Origin of the sequence: Streptomyces pristinaespiralis, from assembly GCF_001278075.1 — a bacterium.
In the GTDB taxonomy this organism is placed as follows: domain Bacteria; phylum Actinomycetota; class Actinomycetes; order Streptomycetales; family Streptomycetaceae; genus Streptomyces; species Streptomyces pristinaespiralis.
Map to the genome: position 1 here is coordinate 2,020,910 of NZ_CP011340.1, position 15,573 is coordinate 2,036,482.

General features: G+C 71.9%; 16 protein-coding genes. 8 read left to right on the forward strand and 8 right to left on the reverse strand.

All coding sequences use genetic code 11. The features are described 5' to 3' along the window. Position 1: 1 nt before the first annotated feature. On the forward strand, positions 2 to 679 hold the full coding sequence (locus SPRI_RS08490; protein ID WP_005310413.1) for a hypothetical protein: 678 nt from the start codon (positions 2 to 4) through the stop codon (positions 677 to 679). A gap of 66 nt (positions 680 to 745) precedes the next feature. On the opposite strand, the gene SPRI_RS08495 is transcribed toward SPRI_RS08490, so the two are convergent. Beyond that, the gene (locus tag SPRI_RS08495; protein ID WP_005310415.1) at positions 746 to 1,585 is read right to left on the reverse strand and encodes an ABC transporter permease; all 840 of its coding nucleotides are present in this window, start codon (positions 1,583 to 1,585) and stop codon (positions 746 to 748) included. Beyond that, entirely contained in the window at positions 1,582 to 2,490 is a 909-nt protein-coding gene (locus SPRI_RS08500) for an ABC transporter ATP-binding protein (RefSeq protein ID WP_005310417.1), read from the reverse strand. Before SPRI_RS08500 ends, SPRI_RS08495 begins: the two co-directional genes overlap by 4 nt. Positions 2,491 to 2,621: 131 nt before the next feature. On the opposite strand from SPRI_RS08500, the gene SPRI_RS08505 reads away from it, so the two are divergent. The 3 genes from SPRI_RS08505 (at position 2,622) to SPRI_RS08515 (ending at position 5,197) form a co-directional block, all read left to right on the forward strand. Then, on the forward strand, positions 2,622 to 3,914 hold the full coding sequence (locus SPRI_RS08505; RefSeq protein WP_078951230.1) for a sensor histidine kinase: 1,293 nt from the start codon (positions 2,622 to 2,624) through the stop codon (positions 3,912 to 3,914). Then, on the forward strand, positions 3,911 to 4,567 hold the full coding sequence (locus SPRI_RS08510; protein WP_005310419.1) for a response regulator: 657 nt from the start codon (positions 3,911 to 3,913) through the stop codon (positions 4,565 to 4,567). The genes SPRI_RS08505 and SPRI_RS08510 overlap by 4 nt, the downstream gene beginning before the upstream one ends. 132 nt (positions 4,568 to 4,699) lie before the next feature. Further along, positions 4,700 to 5,197 (forward strand): peptidylprolyl isomerase, encoded by a 498-nt coding sequence (locus tag SPRI_RS08515; RefSeq protein WP_005310421.1) that lies wholly within the window; start codon positions 4,700 to 4,702, stop codon positions 5,195 to 5,197. 73 nt (positions 5,198 to 5,270) lie between these two features. Here SPRI_RS08515 and msrB read toward each other — a convergent pair whose 3' ends face one another. The 4 genes from msrB to SPRI_RS08535 form a co-directional block, all read right to left on the reverse strand. Continuing rightward, positions 5,271 to 5,678 (reverse strand): peptide-methionine (R)-S-oxide reductase MsrB, encoded by a 408-nt coding sequence (gene msrB / locus SPRI_RS08520; RefSeq protein ID WP_005310423.1) that lies wholly within the window; start codon positions 5,676 to 5,678, stop codon positions 5,271 to 5,273. A gap of 13 nt (positions 5,679 to 5,691) precedes the next feature. Beyond that, positions 5,692 to 7,086, reverse strand: a complete 1,395-nt coding sequence (gene murC / locus SPRI_RS08525; protein ID WP_005310425.1) for a UDP-N-acetylmuramate--L-alanine ligase — start codon at positions 7,084 to 7,086, stop codon at positions 5,692 to 5,694. 83 nt (positions 7,087 to 7,169) lie between these two features. Continuing rightward, a complete protein-coding gene (locus SPRI_RS08530) occupies positions 7,170 to 7,640 on the reverse strand; it encodes a hypothetical protein (protein WP_005310426.1) in 471 nt (156 codons plus the stop codon). Between the two features lie 154 nt (positions 7,641 to 7,794). After that, entirely contained in the window at positions 7,795 to 8,634 is an 840-nt protein-coding gene (locus SPRI_RS08535) for a pyrimidine reductase family protein (protein ID WP_050791447.1), read from the reverse strand. Between the two features lie 83 nt (positions 8,635 to 8,717). Between SPRI_RS08535 and zapE the strand changes: the two genes are divergently transcribed. The 3 genes from zapE to SPRI_RS08550 all read left to right on the forward strand — a co-directional run bounded on the left by zapE (position 8,718) and on the right by SPRI_RS08550 (position 11,754). After that, complete coding sequence (gene zapE, locus SPRI_RS08540; RefSeq protein WP_005310429.1) at positions 8,718 to 9,800, forward strand: cell division protein ZapE; 1,083 nt, start codon at positions 8,718 to 8,720, stop codon at positions 9,798 to 9,800. A gap of 35 nt (positions 9,801 to 9,835) precedes the next feature. Continuing rightward, entirely contained in the window at positions 9,836 to 10,264 is a 429-nt protein-coding gene (locus SPRI_RS08545; RefSeq protein WP_005310431.1) for an OsmC family peroxiredoxin, read from the forward strand. A gap of 101 nt (positions 10,265 to 10,365) precedes the next feature. Further along, positions 10,366 to 11,754, forward strand: coding sequence for an alkaline phosphatase PhoX (locus SPRI_RS08550; protein WP_050791448.1), 1,389 nt, complete (start codon positions 10,366 to 10,368; stop codon positions 11,752 to 11,754). A 44-nt stretch (positions 11,755 to 11,798) separates the two neighbouring features. On the opposite strand, the gene SPRI_RS08555 is transcribed toward SPRI_RS08550, so the two are convergent. Both SPRI_RS08555 and SPRI_RS08560 read right to left on the reverse strand, forming a co-directional pair. Next, positions 11,799 to 13,883 (reverse strand): SpoIIE family protein phosphatase, encoded by a 2,085-nt coding sequence (locus tag SPRI_RS08555; protein ID WP_053556823.1) that lies wholly within the window; start codon positions 13,881 to 13,883, stop codon positions 11,799 to 11,801. A 203-nt stretch (positions 13,884 to 14,086) separates the two neighbouring features. Then, entirely contained in the window at positions 14,087 to 14,500 is a 414-nt protein-coding gene (locus tag SPRI_RS08560) for an organic hydroperoxide resistance protein (protein ID WP_005310440.1), read from the reverse strand. Positions 14,501 to 14,604: 104 nt separating this feature from the next. Here SPRI_RS08560 and SPRI_RS08565 point away from each other — a divergent pair, with 104 nt between their 5' ends. Continuing rightward, the gene (locus SPRI_RS08565) at positions 14,605 to 15,072 is read left to right on the forward strand and encodes a MarR family winged helix-turn-helix transcriptional regulator (protein WP_005310442.1); all 468 of its coding nucleotides are present in this window, start codon (positions 14,605 to 14,607) and stop codon (positions 15,070 to 15,072) included. The last annotated feature ends 501 nt before the right edge of the window (positions 15,073 to 15,573 follow it).

The following is a 15,573-nucleotide window of genomic DNA, read 5'->3' on the forward strand; positions in this document are numbered from 1 at the left end:
CGTGCGACGGCAGCTCACGCCGGCCGCCCTGGCCCTCGTCCTGCTCGGCGCGGTTGCCTGCACCGCCGGCGAGGGCGGCGAAGAGGACCCGCCCCCGGCCACCGCCGACGCTTCCGCCTGCGACGCTGTGCTGGGCGACGCCGGGGTGGCGTGGCTCAAGGACCGCACGGGCGGCGCGGCCCGCCCGGAAGCCGGCGACGACCTGGACAAGGCGCGCTCGCTGTTCCACCGGCAGGTGAAGGCCTGGGGCCCCGACGACAGCGGAGCCCGTACGTTCCTCAGGGCGGACCTCTGCCGGGCGACCGGCGGCGCCGGACGGTTCGAGGTGCGGTACGGGCCCTCCTACTTCCCCTTCGACGAGCCCTTCGACAAGGCGTCGGACGTCAGCCCCGCGCAGACCGTGACCGAGGTCAACTCCGACGTCAGGCTGGTCCACGGGAAGGACGCCGACGGAGCGACGCGCTACCGCGTGTACGTGCGGTGCAAAATCGCCGGCACACCCGCACAACAGGAGAGCGAGGTCCCGATCGAAGGACTGATGACGGACACGCTCACCGGTGACACCGACGCCCGGGTGCATCTCACTCGTCTGCTGCACTCCGCCAAGGTGGTGGCAGACGCCTTCGACTGCGTGAACGAGCCGGTGGTGCCCGAGGAGCCGCCTGCCTCGCCGGCATAGCGAAGCCGGTGGCTCCAGCCAAGCGGACGCAGACGCAGCTTCGCACACGGTGACCGGGCGCCCGGCTCACTGGTCCCGGCGGTGCACCGCCGTCACCGCCACGGCCGTCGACGCGAGCGCCCACACCGCGTAGACGGTCCACGCCCCGCCGGCCGACCACGGGTGGAGGATCCCGGGGCCGCCGTACGGGACGTCGACCAGGCGCAGCCATGCCTCGTACGGCATCGCGTGGGCGAGGACGGCCGACCAGTGGCGGCCGTCGTCGAGGACCACGGGAAGCAGCATCAGGATCACGACGCTGCCCACCACGGCTCCCGCTCCGTGCCTGAGCAGCGTGCCCAGTGCGGTGCCGACGAGCGCGGACACCGGGGCGAGCAGCGCCGACGCGACGATCACGCGCACGGCGCCCGGACGGTCGATGGACACGCCGGCGCCCTCGGTGGCGAGGATGGCCTGGGTCGACGCGAACGACGTGACGGCGACGAGCACGCCGAAGACGGTCATGACCGTCGCGACGACACAGACCTTGGCCGTCATCACCGAGCGGCGGGCGGGGACGGCAGCGAAGGTGGTGGCGACGAGCCCGGTGCTGTACTCGCCGGTCACGGCGAGCGCGCCGAACGCTCCGGCCGCCAGCATCATCACCGTGCCCGCGTTGCCGGTGAACGCGTGCATCAGCGGGATGCCGTCGGCGATGAACCGCTCCGCGTATCCGGGTTCGCCGTCCGGCCAGTACCGGACGTTGTCCCATGCCTTGCCCACGTTGAAGGCGAGGACCGCCAGCGCGGCGACCAGCAGGCTCCAGCCGGTGGAGCGCAGCGACCACAGTTTGAGCCACTCCGCGGCGGCCAGGTCGAGGAAGCGGGCGCGGAGCTGCGCCGTGGGGTGTGCGAGTGCGGTCGTCATCGGGTCTCTCCTGCCACGTACTCGACGCTGCCGGCGGTGAGTTCCATGAAGGCGTCCTCCAGTGACGCGCCGCGGGTGGTGATCTCGTGGAGCAGGATCCGGTGGTCGAGGGCGAGTTCGCCGACGCGTTCCGCGCTCGTCCCGGTCACGGTCAGCAGGTCGCCGTCCGCGCGCACCGTCGCGCCCTCGGCGGTCAGCAGGGCCGCCAGCCGGTCGCCGTGCGGAGTGCGGACGGCGACAGCGGCGCCGCTCCCCCGTGCGGCGAAGTCCGTGAGGCTCTCGGCGGCGATCAGTTCGCCCCGGCCGATGACGATCAGTTCGTCGGCGGTGTGTTCCATCTCGGACATCAGGTGACTGGACACGAACACCGTGCGTCCTTCTGCGGCCAGTTGGCGGAACAGCCCGCGTACCCACTTGACGCCCTCCGGGTCGAGCCCGTTGAGCGGCTCGTCGAACAGGAGCACCGGTGGGTCGCCGAGCAACGCGACCGCGATGCCGAGCCGTTGGCGCATGCCGAGGGAGTAGCCGCCGATCCTGCGGCGCGCCGCGCCGGCCAGGCCCACCTGTTCCAGCACCTGGTCGACCCGGCTGCGGGGGATGCGGTTGGAGCGGGCGAGCGCCGCCAGATGGGCGGCCGCGCTGCGCCCGCCGTGCACATGGCCCGCGTCCAGCAGCGCGCCCACGTGCCGTAGCCCTCTCGGCCGGGACCGGAAGGGCCGGCCGTCGACGGTGGCCGTGCCGCTGGTGGGGGCGTGCAGGCCGAGCACCATCCGCAAAGTGGTGCTCTTGCCGGAGCCGTTGGGGCCGAGGAACCCGGTGACCCGGCCCGGTCGCACGGTGAAGGTCAGGTTCTTCACGGCCGTCGTCCCGCCGTAACGCTTCGTCAGTTCGTTGACTTCGATCATGCGCCAACGCTCCCCCGGCCGGAGCCTGTCCGGCATCGGGCCGGGGCGGACACTCGCGGCCGCGTCCGTCGACCTCGGTCGTACAACCACGGTCCGATGCCGGGTCCGCTGCCGCCGTCTACGATCACGCCATGTCCGCGACACCGCGTTCCCCTCTGTCCGGGAGCAGTTCATTCGAGGCGCGCTCGCTCGGAGGCGATTCGTCCGGGGGCGGGCCCTTCGGCGGCAGTTCGCCCGCGCAGCCGTGGTGGAGCGCGTCTCCCGGCGCCTGGACGGCACTGGCCTGGTGCGGGGGCCTGGTCTTCACGTTCCTCATCCGTCTCCGGCTGCCCGGCGAGGAGGAGCCCGCGGTGATGGCCGGGGTGCTGTTCTACCGGTGGGACGGCCTGATGTTCCTGGCGCTGGCGACGGCCCTGGCACTGGACGGCAGCCGTCTGCTGGGCCGCCGGCCGCTCGCCGCGGTCGGCCGGCTGCTGGCCGCGTCGGTGCTGGGGACGCTGCCGTTGAGCGTGGGCGAGATCCCGATGGCGCAGTTCCTCGCCGTCGACGTGGCGCTCTATGTCATCGCCGCCGCCCGGCCGCGCCGCACCGGCGGGATCGCCGTCACCCTGGCGCTGGGGGTGCTGGCCGGCTTTCTGGCCACGAGGTGGCTGAGCGGCTGGAACACGGGCACCTCCGCGGAGCTGGCCGTGGCGCTCACGGCTGTCGTCGCCTGGCTCATGGGCACGTCGGCGCACCAGTCACGGGCCCACGCCGAGCAGCTGCGCGAGCGGGCCACCGCCCAGGCGGTCACCGACGAACGGCTGCGCATCGCACGGGAGTTGCACGACATGGTCGCGCACAGCATCGGCATCATCGCCCTCCAGGCGGGCGCGGCCCGGCGCGTCATCGACAGCCGGCCGGAGCGGGCGCGGGAGGCGCTGGGCGAGGTGGAGACCACCGGCCGGGAGACGCTGGCGGGGCTGCGGCGGATGCTCGGCGCGCTCCGCGAGGCGGAGCTCGTCGAGGGCGGCAGTCCGGACGGGCCGGCCGGTACGCCGGGGCTCGCGGACCTGGACGCGCTGGCGGCCGCGACCACGGCGGCGGGCGTCCGGGTCGAGGTGCGCAGGGTGGGCGAACCGCGTCCGCTGCCGCCGGAGGTCGACCTGTCGGCGTACCGCATCGTCCAGGAGTCGGTGACCAATGTGGTGCGCCATGCGGGCACGCGTGCCTGCCGGGTGACCGTCGAGCACCAGGTGGACGGGCTGTCCGTCGAGGTCGTCGACGAGGGCCGGGGCCACGGCGCCATGGCGGACACCGGGTTCGGTCTGGTCGGGATGCGGGAACGGGTGGGCCTGCTGCACGGCGAGTTCTCCGCCGGCCCGCGCCCGGGCGGCGGTTTCCGGGTCGCCGCCAGGCTGCCCGTGCCGGCGGGTGTCCGATGAGCATCAGGGTCGTGCTCGCCGACGACCAGCCCCTGGTCCGCGCGGCGCTTCAGATGGTGATCACGGAGGCGGAGGGCATCGAGGTGGTCGGCGAGGCCCGTGACGGCGCGGAGGCCGTCGCACTGGCCGAGGAGCTGCGCCCCGACGTGGTCGTCATGGACATCCGGATGCCCGGCACGGACGGCATCGAGGCGACACGGCAGATCACGGAACGGCACGACGGGACGCATGTGATCGTCCTGACGACGTTCGACGACGACGATTGCGTGTACGGCGCGCTGCGCGCCGGAGCTGCGGGCTATCTGGTCAAGGACATGGCTCTGGACGACATCCTCGCGGCGGTGCGCGTGGTGGCCGCCGGCGACGGTCTCATCTCGCCCGCCGTGACCCGCCGGCTGATCCGCGAGTTCGCGGGCCGCCCCGCGGGCGCCGGGCCGAAGCGGGAGCTCGCCGGCATCACCGACCGCGAACGCGAGGTGCTGACGCTGGTGGGCAGCGGGCTGTCCAACTCGGAGATCGCCGAGGCCCTGTTCATCAGCGTCGCCACCGCCAAGACCTATGTGACCCGTCTGCTCTCCAAGCTCGGCGCGAGGGACCGGGTGCGCCTGGTCATCATCGCCTACGAGACGGGTCTGGTGTCGGCCTCGGGATGAGCCCCGCGACGGCACCGGCGGCGGCCCCGCAGCGATCCGGGCGACGGCACCGGTGGCGGCATCGGGATGACCCGGGCGCCTTTGGGAGGGGCTGATGTGCATTCGGGCGGGCCTGGATGCCAGGATGAAGTAATGGCCAACAACGTATTCTTCGACATCACCATCAACGACGAGCCCGCGGGCCGGATCGTCTTCGAGCTCTTCGACGACGTGGTCCCCCGGACCGCCAAGAACTTCCGCGAGCTCGCCACGGGCGAGCACGGCTACGGCTACGAGGGTTCCTCCTTCCACCGCGTCATCCCCGACTTCATGCTCCAGGGCGGCGACTTCACCGCCGGCAACGGCACGGGTGGCCGCAGCATCTACGGTGAGAAGTTCGCCGACGAGAACTTCCAGCTCAAGCACACCAAGCCCGGCCAGCTCTCCATGGCCAACGCGGGGCCGAACACCAACGGCTCGCAGTTCTTCATCACGACCATCGTCACCGACTGGCTCGACAACAAGCACGTCGTCTTCGGCGAGGTCGTCGAGGGCATGGACCTGGTGAAGAAGATCGAGGGCCTGGGTTCGCGCTCCGGCGCCACCAAGGCGAAGATCACCATCGCCAAGTCGGGTGTCGTCGAGGGCTGAGCCCTCCCCGCACGCAGCAGGGCCCGTCGGCGTGCGCCGACGGGCCCTGTGCCGTTCACCTCACGACCTCACCTCACGACTCGTCCGGCTCCAGCCGCAGCGAGATCGAGTTGATGCAGTACCGCTGGTCGGTCGGGGTGGGATAGCCCTCGCCCTCGAAGACGTGGCCCAGGTGCGATCCGCACCGCGCGCACCGGACCTCGGTGCGGACCATGCCGTGGGAGGCGTCCTGGACCAGTTCGACCGCGTCCGTGTCCTTCGGGTCGTAGAAGGACGGCCAGCCGCAGTGGGACTCGAACTTGGTGTCGGAGCGGAACAGCTCCGCACCGCACGCCCGGCACGAGTAGACACCGGCCGTCCTGGTGTCCGTGTACTCGCCGACGAAAGCGGGCTCGGTCCCTGCCTGGCGCAGCACCGCGTACTCGCTCGGGGTCAGCTCCGCACGCCACTGCTCGTCCGGCTTCTCGACGTCGTACGCCATGAAACGCGCCTCCTCAGCTCGACAGGCGGGCCAGGATGTCCGGACCGAGGTCCGTGACGTCGCCCGCGCCCATGGTGAGAACGAGATCGCCGGGCTTCGCCATTCCCGCGACGACCTCGGGGACGGCCGCCTTGTCGCTCACGGCCGTGACGTCCGCGCCCGCGGCGCGCGCCGCGTCGGTGATCAGCCCGCTGGTGATGCCGGGGATCGGGTCCTCACGGGCCGGATAGATGTCGAGGACGACGGAGGCGTCCGCGAGGGCCAGCGCCTGCCCCATCTCGGTGCCCAGCTCCTGGGTGCGCGAGAACAGGTGGGGCTGGAAGACGACCAGCAGCCGGGATCCGGCCGCCGCGCCGCGCATGGCCTCGAGGTCCGCGGTCATCTCCGTGGGGTGGTGCGCGTAGGAGTCGATGACCTGGACGCCCGCGGCCTCGCCCTTGAGCTGGAGGCGGCGCTTGACGCCGGTGTACGCGCCGATCGCGGAGGCCAGGTTGTGCGCCGGGATGCCGAGGGCGACACCGGCGGCGAGTGCGGCCACCGCGTTGAGCGCGTAGTGGCGGCCGGGGACGGAGACCGTGAAGGTGAGCAGGCGGCCGTCCAGCAGGACCGTCACCTCGCTGGTCAGCCCGCGCGGGGTGATCTTGTGGACGCGGACGTCCGCAGCCTCCGACTCACCGTAGGTGACGATCTTCACCGAGGAGCGGTCGCGGACCTTGGCCGTGAGTTCGACGGCTCCGGCCTGGTCGGCCGAGATCACCAGCGTGCCACCGGGGACGATCTTGCCGGCGAAGGTCTCGAAGGATTCGTAGATCTCGTCCATCGAGGCGTAGTTGGCGTGGTGGTCCAGCTCCACGTTGAGGACGATCGCGACCTCGGGGTCGTACTTCTGGAAGCTGCGGTCGCTCTCGTCCGCCTCCGCCACGAAGATGTCGCCGTCGCCGTGCCGCGCGTTGGTGCCCGGCCCGTCGAGATCGCCGCCGATCGCGTACGAGGGGTCGAGGCCCAGCTCGGTCAGGGCGACGGCGAGCATCGAGGTCGTGGTGGTCTTGCCGTGGGTGCCCGCGACGGCGATCGAGCGCAGGCCGGTCATCAGGGACGCGAGCGCGTCCGAGCGGTGCACGACCGGCACGGACAGCTCGGCCGCCCGTACCAGCTCCGGGTTGTCGGCGCGGATGGCGCTGGAGACGACGACGCTGGTGGCGTCGTCGGCCAGGTGCTCCGCGGCGTGCCCGATGTGCACGGTGACGCCGAGGGCGCGCAGGGCCTCGGCGGTCGCCGACTCCTTGGCATCACTGCCGGCGACCTTCGCGCCGCGCCGGGCGAGGATCTTGGCGATGCCCGACATGCCGGCGCCGCCGATGCCGATGAAGTGCGGGCGTTCCATCGCGCCAGGGACGGCGGGTGCCATGGTCTTCTCTCCCCAAGATGTACGACTACGTGCGGCTGCCCACCCTATTGCCTGCGGCCGTCCGCTCCGGACCCGCTCGCCGCTCACTCGCTGTGCGCGAAGAGCTTGAGCACCGGCACGCCCACCTTGTGCCGGGCTCTGGATGCCCAGTCGCGGTGGAAGAACTCCTCCACGTAGTGCGGCTCCGTCAGGACGATCACCTCGTCGGCGTCCGCCTCGTCGACCACCGACTTCAGTTTGTCCAGCGGGTGGTCCTCCACGAGGTGGCCGACCGCCTCGCAGCCGGCCGCGCGCAGGGCGGCCAGCGAGTGTTCCAGTGCGCGCTGGGCCGGCGCCTTGGCCTCCGCCCCCTCGGGCTCCTCCCCTTCCCGTACCGCGTCCTTCAGGTCGCCGATCGCCACGTCGTCGATGGCACGCAGCAGGACGTCGGCCTGGTCGCCACGCGGCTGCATCAGCACGATGAACGAGCTGCCTTCCTCTCCGTGCAGCGTGGTGACGAATTCCACGTCCTCCGAGGTCAGGGGCTTCTCGATCATCAATACGCTTGTGAACACCTCAGGAGCCCTTCTGCGGAAACAAACTGCGAAACCGTCGCCCCCGTGTCCGCACGGGGTGCGCAATCAAGTGTGCCCGCCGGACGCTAAGCGGAACGGGAGATTCCGCTAATTGCCCGAAGTCGCCCTCGCGGCCACCTCGGAAAGCACCGGCTCAGAGCAGCCGGTACCGCGTGAACAGGAAGCCCGCCTCCTCCAATACGGAATCCAGTGCGAACCGTGCGGGATCCGCCAGCACCGGTCCCCCGGCGATGCGCTGGGCATCCCCGACGGTCATCGTCGGTGACACCGTCAGGCACAGCTCATCCAGTACCCCGGCGGCGGCGAACTGACCCAGCATCCTCGGGCCGCCCTCGGTCAGCAGCCGCACGAGGCCGCGCTCCGCGAGCGCGTGCACCGCCCTGGCCGGCTCCACACCCGGCCCGTCACCCGCGACGACGACCTCCGCCCCCGCCCGCTCCGCCTCCCGGACGCGCTCCGGGGAGGCAGCCGCCCCGGTCAGGACCAGCGTCGGCACCAGCGGCTCGGTGAACAGCGGCAGCGAGAAGTCGAGATTCAGCGAGGCGCTGACCACGGCGATCGCCGGAGCGGGGCCCTGACCGGCGGCGGCCCTGCGTTCGGCGAAGACGTCACGGGCCCGGGCGGGCCGGTAGCCCTCCGTGCGCACCGTCTCCGCGCCCACCACCACGGCGTCCGCCAGACCCCGCAGGGTGCCGAAGATCCGCATGTCGGCGTCCGAGGAGATCGGCTGCGAGCGGCCGTCGTGCTGGGCCGCGCCGTCGAGGGAGGAGACCATGTTCGCGCGCAGCCAGACGCCGGCGCCGGCGCTCCGCGCCTCGGCCGCTCCCGCCCCGGGACTGCCCTGGACATCCCCCTCACCACCCGCGGCCGGGCCCCGCTCGGGATACGCGTAGGCGTCGGCGAGGTCGTCCAGCGACCACTCCCGGTCGCCGGCTTCGGTTGTCTGGTCGGTCACAGGGAACAGGCGTCGCATACGGTGCAGTCTGGCACGCACAGCGGCCCCGGCCGGGTGGCGCCCGGGACCCTGGCCAAGATCCGCGGAGTGGGCCCTTAGAGTTGGTTACTGTGCCGACCAGCCCGATAACCGAAGCCGTTCCCCTGTCGCTGTGCGCCCGAGAGCCGCACGTCCCGGCCGACCGCCTGGTCGCCGAGATGGTGCCGCCGCCGCGCTTCGACTCGGTCCGCTTCGAGACGTACGTGCCCGACCCGAACCAGCCGAGCCAGACCGAGGCGGTCAAGGTGCTGGGCGACTTCGCCGCGGGCCTCGGCACGGCGCACCCCGCCGGCGGCAGCAAGCGGCGCTGGTTCGCCAGGAAGGCCGCGGCTGCTCCGGCCGGCCCCCGTGGCGTCTATCTCGACGGCGGGTACGGCGTCGGCAAGACGCACCTGCTCGCGTCCCTCTGGCACGCCACCCCCGCGGAGCCCTCGCTCAAGGCGTTCGGCACGTTCGTCGAGCTCACCAACCTGGTCGGCGCGCTCGGCTTCCAGCAGACCGTGCAGACCCTGAGCGGGCACCGGCTGCTGTGCATCGACGAATTCGAACTGGACGACCCGGGCGACACCGTCCTCGTCTCCACGCTGCTCGGCAGGCTGGTCGACGCCGGCGTGGCGCTGGCGGCGACCTCGAACACGCTGCCGGGCAAGCTCGGCGAGGGACGTTTCGCGGCCGCCGACTTCCTGCGGGAGATCCAGGGCCTGTCCGCGCACTTCCGGCCCTTGCGTATCGACGGCGAGGACTACCGTCACCGCGGGCTTCCCGAGGCCCCTCCGCCGTACTCGGACGAGCAGGTCACCAAGGCCGCGTACGCCACGAAGGACGCGTCCCTCGACGACTTCCCGAACCTGCTGGAGCATCTCGCGAAGGTGCACCCCAGCCGCTACGGCGCGCTGACCGACGGGCTGCGGGCCGTGTGCCTCACCGACGTCCGGCCCGTGCCCGACCAGTCGACCGCACTGCGGCTGGTCGTGCTCGCCGACCGGCTCTACGACCGGGAGGTGCCGGTGCTCGCCTCCGGCCTGCCGTTCGACAAGCTGTTCAGTGACGAGATGCTGAACGGCGGCTACCGGAAGAAGTATTTCCGGGCGATCTCCCGGCTCACCGCCCTGGCACGCGACGCGAAGACCTTGGTGGCGCAGTAGGTTTGGGGCCGTAACCCGATCTGAAGGGAACCATCATGGCCACCACGCGTCAGGCTCACAACGTCTGGGAAGGCAGCCTCCTCGAGGGCAAGGGTGTCGTCACCCTCGACTCGTCCGGCATCGGCGAGTACCCGGTCAGCTGGGCAGCCCGGACCGAGCCCGCCGAGAGCGGCAGGACCAGCCCGGAGGAACTGATCGCGGCCGCGCACTCCAGCTGCTTCAACATGGCCTTCTCGCACGCCCTCGCCGGCGCCGGCAACCCGCCGACCCGCCTGGAGACCAAGGCCGAGGTGACCTTCCAGCCGGGTGAGGGCATCACCGGCATCCACCTCACCGTCGAGGGCCAGGTTCCCGGTCTCGACGAGGCCGCCTTCGCCAAGGCCGCAGAGGACGCCAAGGCGAACTGCCCGGTCAGCCAGGCCCTGACCGGCACGACGATCACCCTCTCGGCGTCGCTCGTCTAACACACCGACACCTCGAGGCACAGGGGCCCGCACGGTTACATGTCGGGTTTTCTGCGTGATACACACGTGCGGGTCACCTGTCCTCCCCCATCGCCTCCGGCATGGGGGTGCCCCCAACAGGGAGTTGCCTCATGTCTGCAACACGACGTCAAGTCCTGGCCGGCACCGGTGCGGTCGGCGCCGGGATCCTCTTCAGCGGTGCGTTCTCCGAGCTCTTCGCCGGCACCGCGGCCGCTCGTGGACACGCCGGATACGGCCCGCTCGTCCCCGACCCCGACGGTCTGCTCGACCTGCCCAGAGGCTTCCGCTACAAGGTCCTGTCACGTGAGGGCGAACCGCTGCTCTCCGGCGAGGGACGGGTTCCGGGCAACCACGACGGCATGGCCGCGTTCGCGGGCCGCCGCGGACGGACCTACCTCGTCCGCAACCACGAGAACCGGCACACCGGCAGGATCGGCGTGCCCACCGTCCAGGGCCTGACCTACGACCCGGCGGCCAAGGGCGGCTGCACGGTGATCGAACTGGACAGCCGGGGCGAGGTCCGCTCCGAGCGGGTCGCGATCGCCGGCACCGCCGTCAACTGCGCCGGCGGGCCCACGCCGTGGAACACCTGGCTGACCTGCGAGGAGAACGAGGACCGGGCCGGCACCAACGGCTACACCAAGGACCACGGCTTCATCTTCGAGGTCGACGGCGCGGATCCGCACCGCACCGGGGCCGTGCCGCTCACCGCGATGGGCCGCTTCCAGCACGAGGCGATCGCCGTCGACCCGCGCACCGGGATCGTGTACGAGACCGAGGACGCCTTCCAGCGCCCCTTCGGCCTCTTCTACCGCTTCCTGCCGAACAAGCCGCTGGGCGGCACCGGTTCGCTCCAGGCAGGCGGCGCACTCGAGGCGATGCGGGTGCCCGGCGTGCCGGACCTGTCCGGGATCCAGGAGACCGGCGCCTCGTTCGACGGGGTCGAATGGGTGCCCGTGCCGGACAGCCAGGCGAAGGAAACCCCCATCAGGCTCCAGGACTTCGGGCCGAAGGGCATCACCCACGCGCAGAAGCTGGAGGGCTGCTACTGGGGCGGCAGGTCGGTGTACTTCGTGTCCAGCTACGCCCGCAGCTCCGAGGGGTCCGCCGGAGACCACTTCGGTCAGGTGTGGAAGTACGAGCCGCACCGGCGGCGTCTCACCCTGGTCATCGTCTTCGGCCCCGACACTGACATCCAGCTGCCCGGCGAGTCCCCCGACAACATCTGCCTGGCCCCCAGCGGTGGCCTGATGGTGTGCGAGGACGGCGGCGGCGAACAGCATGTGTACGGAGTCACCAGGCGCGGCCAGGTCTACCCGGCGGCCAGGAACGCGCAGAACACCGGAACACCCGAGGACCCGGAGTACGGCGAGTTCGCCGGGGTCACGTTCTCCCCGGACGGGGAGACGATGTACGTGAACTGCTACGCACCCGGCACCACGTTCGCGGTCACCGGACCGTGGTCCTGAGCGGCACGTCCCGCGGCCCCACCGGGGGCTGAGGGACGCCGGAGTCAGTCCGGTGGCGGCAGGTGCTGTTCGGTCCACAGGACCTTGCCGCCGCCGGTATAGCGGGTGCCCCAGTTCCCGGCGAGTTCCGAGACGATGAACAGTCCCCGCCCGCCCTCGTCGACGGTGCGGGCGTGGCGCAGGTGCGGGGAGACCGAACTGGCGTCGTGCACCTCGCAGGTGAGCGTGTCGCCGCGGATGAGGCGCAGCCGCAGCGGCGGAGTGCCGTAGCGCACGGCGTTGGTCACCAGTTCGCTGACGATCAGCTCGGTGCCGAAGGCCGTCTCCCCGTCGATGCCCCAGGCGCCGAGGAGATCGCGGGCGAAGGTCCTGGCGAGGGCGGGCGCCGTCGGCTCGTGCGGCAGTTCCAGCTCGGCCACGTGGTCCGCGACGACACTGCCCGTACGGGCGAGGAGCAGGGCGATCCCTTCGGGGCCCGCGTCCGCCGGCAAGGTGTAGGCGACGGCGTCGCAGAGTTCGCCGAGCTCCTGCTCCGGGTGGGCGAGGGCCTTCCTGGCGGGCCTGGCGAGCATCCCGTCGTGCGCGAGCCCGCCGGTGTAGAACGCCAGCAGGCTGCCCACCTCGAGGGTGACGGCGGTGACCGCGCACGGCGCGGTGTCGAAGGAGCCGAGTTTCGGCCCCTCCGCCACGTCGGGCGTCGACGCGCTGCCGTCCGGACGGACGACGAACGGCGCCGGGTGGCCGGCCCGGGCGACGGCGCAGACACGGGTGAAGGGGTCGTACACGGCGTAGGTGCAGGTGGCCGTCAGCGGCTGCCGGTGCAGCGGGTCCCCCGGCGGCAGCGCCGCGCGTTCCTGGGCCAGCCGGTTTGCGGTGTCGTTGAGCCTGGCCAGCAGCTCGTCCGGCTCGAGGTCCAGCGCGGCGAGCGCGTTGATGACCATACGCAGCTGGCCCATCGCCGCGGCGGCCTCGATGCCCTCCCCGCTGACGTTGCCCACGACCATCGCGGTCCGCGCCCCGGACAGGCCGATGGTGTCGAACCAGCAGCCGCTGTTGTGACCGGACAGGTACAGGTGCGCGGTCTCGACGGCCGGTCCGGCAGTGGTCCTCGGCGGCAGCAGGCGGCGCTGGACGGTCGAGGCGACGGTGTGGTCGTACTCGTACCTGCGGGCGTTGTCGATGCTGAGCGCGGTGTGGGCGGCCAGGCTGAGCACCAGCGTCCGGTCCGCCTCCTCGAAGGGCTCGGCGTCCTCGCACCGGTAGAGCGTGACCAGCCCGAGCGGTGCGCCGCGCACCGACAGCGGCGCCACGATCATGGAGCGGGCGCCGGACGCGCGGATCGCCCGGGCAAGGGCGGGGTCCGCCCGCAGCCAGGGCGCGTCGCGGTCGAGGGCGACGAGCCGCGGCTGGAAGTCGGCGAGCACCCTGCCGTAGGGGGTGAGGTCGGGCAGACCCCGTATGTCGCCCACGGGCCGCGCCGGGACGGCGGCTTCGTCGCAGCTGCGGAAGGCGGCGCGCCGGAGCGGGACGTCCCGCTCCGGCGGCCCGGCGAGGGGGACGGTGCCGCGCAGCACGTCGTCCAGCACGTCGACCACGGCGATGTCGGCGTACGCCGGTACGACGGCGCCGGTGAACGCCTCCGCCGTCGCCGTCACGTCCAGCGTCCGCCCCACGGCCTCCCGCACGGCCGCGAGGGCGGCCTTGCGTCTGCGGGCCTTCTCACGCTGGGTGACGTCGGCCATGCAGGCCAGCACCCGTCCGAGGGAACGGCCGCGGTGATCGTCGAGGCGGTAGGCCTGCATGAGGAAGCGGCGGTCGGGGCCCTCCTCGCCCGCGCGGCGCCCGCGGAACACGTGGTCCGTCGCCGGCCTGCCGCTGATCAGCACTTCCCGGAGCAGACCCTCCGCCGTGTGCGGTTCGTCGAGCCGGTAGACCTCGGTGAACGGCCGGCCCAGGAGATGGCCCGCGCCCTCCGCCGCCGCGTCGGGGCCGTCGGCCCGGACCACCGTCAGCTGGTCGTCGAGCACATGGAGGGCACCCGCGGATCTGGCGAACAGCACCTTGAGAAGGGCCGCCGCGACGGCGTCCTCCGCGGGTGGGACGTGGTTCGGGGTGTCGGCATCCGACACGGTTTCACCACCTTCGGACGCTGCTCACGACAGCGCGGCCTGCTGTGCGGGTCCGGTCCACGCCAAGCTAAGCGCAATCGCCGGGGCGAGCACCTTTTGCCCTTTTCCCCAGGTCGCACCGGGCGCGCGCCGTGGCCGCGAGGGCGGTCACGGCGCGTGCCCGGTGCGACCCGGGGTGGTCAAGCAGGGTGACCGGCCGGTGATTACTCGATGACGAGCTCGACGGGCAGGTTGCCGCGGGTCGCCTTCGAGTAGGGGCAGTACGCGTGGGTCTTCTTGAGCAGCGCCTCGCCGGCCTCGCCCTGGAGGTGGTCGGGGAGCTCGACCCGCATGATCACGGACAGACCGAAGCCGCCGTCGGTGTCCTTGCCGATGCTGACCTCCGCGGTCACGGAGGCGTCCTTGACGTCGATCTTCTCCTGGCGGCCTATGGCCCCCATCGCGCTGGCGAAGCAGGCGGCGTACCCGGCGGCGAAGAGCTGCTCGGGGTTGGTGCCCTGTCCGTTGCCGCCGAGGGCCGCGGGGAAGGCGAGCGGGAGGTCGATCTGGCCGTCGGAGCTGACGGCGCGGCCCTCACGGCCGTTGGCGGTGGCGACAGCGGTGTAGATGGCATCCATGGGGTGCATCCCTCTTCGTCGTGGTCGGGAACCGATGACACAGATCAAAGCACACAATTAAATTGAGCACAACTTAATTGCTCGCGGCTTGGTAGAGTGGGGGCATGGAGAAGAAGACACTGGCGGACGTCCCGGACGAGGACTTCCTCCGCCTCGAACACCAGATCTGCTTCTCGCTGCACGCCGCGTCCCGGGCGTTCAACGGCGTGTACCGCACGGTCCTGAAGGACCTCGGCCTCACGTACCCGCAGTACCTGGTGATGCTGGTCCTGTGGGAGCACGGCGAACTGCCCGTCAAGGAGATCGGCGAACACCTGCGCCTGGACTCCGGCACGCTGTCGCCGCTGCTGAAGCGCCTCGAGTCGACGGGCTACGTGGAACGCCGGCGCAGCACGGAGGACGAACGCTCGGTGACGGCCCGGCCCACTCAGGCGGGTCGCGCCCTGCGCGAGAAGGCCCTGGGCATGCCGCGCCGCATCGCGGAGGCGACGGGCCTGACACCTGCGCGGATCCGCGCGCTGCGCGAGGAACTGGACGAACTGACCCGCACGCTCGACGCGGCACCTCACTGACACCGGACCCGGCGCGCCCCCGGGCCGGACCCGCGCCTCAGCGCCTCACCAGCCGACGAGGCTGGGGCCTCGCGCCCCGGCTCACCAAAGAGCTCGCGCCCACACCTCACCAACCCACGAGACTGAGGCCTCGCGCCCCGGATCGCCGAAGGGCTCGCACCCACACCTCACCAACCCGCGAGGCTGAGGCCCCACGCCCCGGATCGCCCGACCGGCATCGGGCACACAACGCAACCGCCCCACGGGGCTCGGCCCACCTCGCACCAGCCGACGAGGCTGCGGGCCGGCAGGCCGGCGGCGCGCCCCAGCCGCCGGCGGGGCTCGGGCTCGGCTCTCAGCCGTCCGACGGGACAACGGGGCTCCGGCTCGCGCAACAACCGCCCCACGGGACTCGCGGCTGACAGCCCAAATCGCCGGCGGAGCGGATTTCGCGCAGCGAAATCCGGCCCGTCCGGCGATTGAGGACACCGGCGCGGAGCGCGGTGCCGGTGCGGGCGGAGC